This is a genomic window from Pedobacter sp. Hv1, from assembly GCF_001412215.1.
GTDB lineage: Bacteria > Bacteroidota > Bacteroidia > Sphingobacteriales > Sphingobacteriaceae > Pedobacter.
The window spans coordinates 1-2,729 of record NZ_LLWP01000022.1; the positions used below are offsets into that span (position 1 = coordinate 1).

1 pseudogene is annotated in these 2,729 nt (G+C 45.2%); it reads right to left on the minus strand.

Annotation, left to right across the window (positions count from 1 at the left end):
* A pseudogene (locus AQF98_RS21755) lies at nucleotides 1-2,729 on the minus strand (hypothetical protein); the annotation flags it as partial.

Genomic DNA, 2,729 nt, shown 5'->3' on the forward strand with positions numbered 1-2,729 from the left:
GTACTTGTAGCGGTATTGTTGGTAGGTGTAGGATCAGTTTGTGTTGCTGTAATCGTAGCAGTATTGGCATAACTTCCAGAAGCTTTTACCGTAGCTACGATATCGATGGTTGCACTGGTTCCATTTGTTAGGGTTCCAATGTTCCAGATACCAGTTGTGTTGTTATAGGTTCCGGTAGTAGGGTTGGCCGATACGAAGGTGTATCCGTTAGGCAAGAGGTCAGTTACGTTTACTCCGGTTGCATCGCTTGGTCCGTTGTTGTTAGCGGCTAGTGTAAAGGTTACGTTGCTGCCTACGTTTGGCATAGGATTACTTGATGTTTTTGTAATGGCCACATCTGCAACAAGTACTGGGGTTGGCGTACTTGTAGCGGTATTGTTGGTAGGTGTAGGATCAGTTTGTGTTGCTGTAATCATAGCAGTATTGGCATAACTTCCAGAAGCTTTTACCGTAGCTATGATATCGATGGTTGCACTGGCACCATTTGTTAGGGTTCCAATGTTCCAGATACCAGTTGTGTTGTTATAGGTTCCTGTAGAAGGGCTAGCAGAAACAAAGGTATATCCGCTTGGCAATAGGTCGCTTACGCTGACCCCGGTTGCATCGCTAGGTCCATTGTTGTTGGTAGTGAGGGTAAAGGTAATGTTGCTGCCCACATTAGGTGTACTATTGCTAGCCACCTTTGTAATGGAAACATCGGCTAGGGCAACAGGTACCGGGGTTATAGTAGATGTATTATTGGTAGGGTCGCCATCTGGAGTTGTTGTAGTAATTGTTGCCGTATTTGCATAATTACCTGTAGCATTTACCTTGGCGGTAATGGCAAGTGTGGCACTAACTCCATTGCCCAAGCTGCCTATTGTCCAAACTCCACCTGTATAGGTTCCAACTGATGGGGTAGCTGATATGAAGGTGTATCCGGTAGGAAGCACATCGTTTACCACTATATTAGCAGCACTACTAGGTCCTGCGTTAGCAGCAAGAATGGTAAATACTACATTACTGCCCACATTAGGTGTAAGATTATCAACAGATTTAACTACCGATACATTTGATGGTAATAGTGGAACTACCGTAGGATCGTCTGGAGTAGCGGTATTTGGGTCATCAGACTGGGTATCATTTACTGGATTGTCCAGTGGATCGTCTGCTGCAACTGTAGCAGTATTGGTTACCTTACCCAAATCCTTATCAGCTTGGCTTACGGTATAGCTTGCTGTGCCTGTAGCCATTCCGTTTGGTGCAAGGCCGCCTATGGGAATTGTAATTACTTGATTGATAATACCTAGTTTGGTATCACTAATGGTAATATTTCTTAAAGTAACATTACCTGTATTGGTTACTTTAAATGTATAATTAACTGTATTTCCATCGGCACTTAATACACCAGATTTCTCAATACTGATAGCTGGTGTTTGGGGAATAAGAATTGTTGAGCTATCCATATCGCCTATTGTAACACCTAGCGGAGTTGTTCCAGCCGCTGCAGCACTATTAAATACTTCTCCATTATCTGTATCGCTTTGTGTTACATGATAAGTTTTAGTAACAATAATGCTTGTGTTTGGAGCAAGATTTGGAGTTACAAGCTCATTGGCTATTCCTAATTTGGCATCGGTTAAGGTTACATTTAATGGTGTGTTTCCAAGATTGGTAAATGTGAAAGTATAGGTAATTGTTTTGCCATCGGCACTGAGACTACCTGCCTTGGTTAATTCTATTCCAGGACATTCTGGAGCCTCGATTATGGATACGGATCTTACCACAGATACACAACCAGTATTGGTGTCTTTAGCGGTAATGTTATGGTTACCAACCACAACATTGGTAAATGTAGTAGCGATTTGATAAGTACCACCATCTAAACTGTATTGCAATGTAGCACCAGTTGGACTAGTGATTGTAATTGTTCCAGTAGAATTATTACAATTAGGTTGTATTACACTTACGTTTGGCTGTGCCGGTGTTGCAGGCTGTGCATTAATGGTTACATCAGCTGAAGCCACCGAAGCACAGGCACCCAATGTAGCGGTTACGGTATAGCTTCCTGCCGGTGCGGTAATGGTGTTTCCGACTATGGTTACCCCAACCGAAGGGCTAACGGTATAGGTGTAGGCAGGGTCATAATTGGTGATGGTAAAGCTTCCAGTTGCCGTAGCACAGGTAGGTTGGGCAACTGCACCCAATGTTGGCTGTACAGGTGTTGCAGGCTGTGCGTTGACCGTTACCGATGCAGATGCCACGGAGGCACATGCGCCTAAAGTAGCGGTTACGGTATAGCTTCCTGCCGGTGCGGTAATGGTGTTTCCGACTATGGTTACCCCAACCGAAGGGCTAACGGTATAGGTATAGGCTGCATCATAATTGGTGATGGTAAAACTTCCAGTTGCCGTAGCACAGGTAGGTTGGGCAACTGCACTCAATGTTGGCTGTACAGATGTTGCAGGCTGTGCATTAATGGTTACATCAGCTGAAGCCACCGAAGCACAGGCACCCAATGTAGCGGTTACGGTATAGCTTCCTGCCGGTGCGGTAATGGTGTTTCCTGTTATGGTTACCCCAACCGAAGGGCTAACGGTATAGGTGTAGGCAGGGTCATAATTGGTGATGGCAAAACTTCCTGTTGCCGTAGCACAGGTAGGTTGGGTAATGGCGCTCAATGTTGGCTGTGCCGGTGTTGCAGGCTGTGCGTTGACCGTTACCGATGCAGATGCCACCGAAGCACAGGC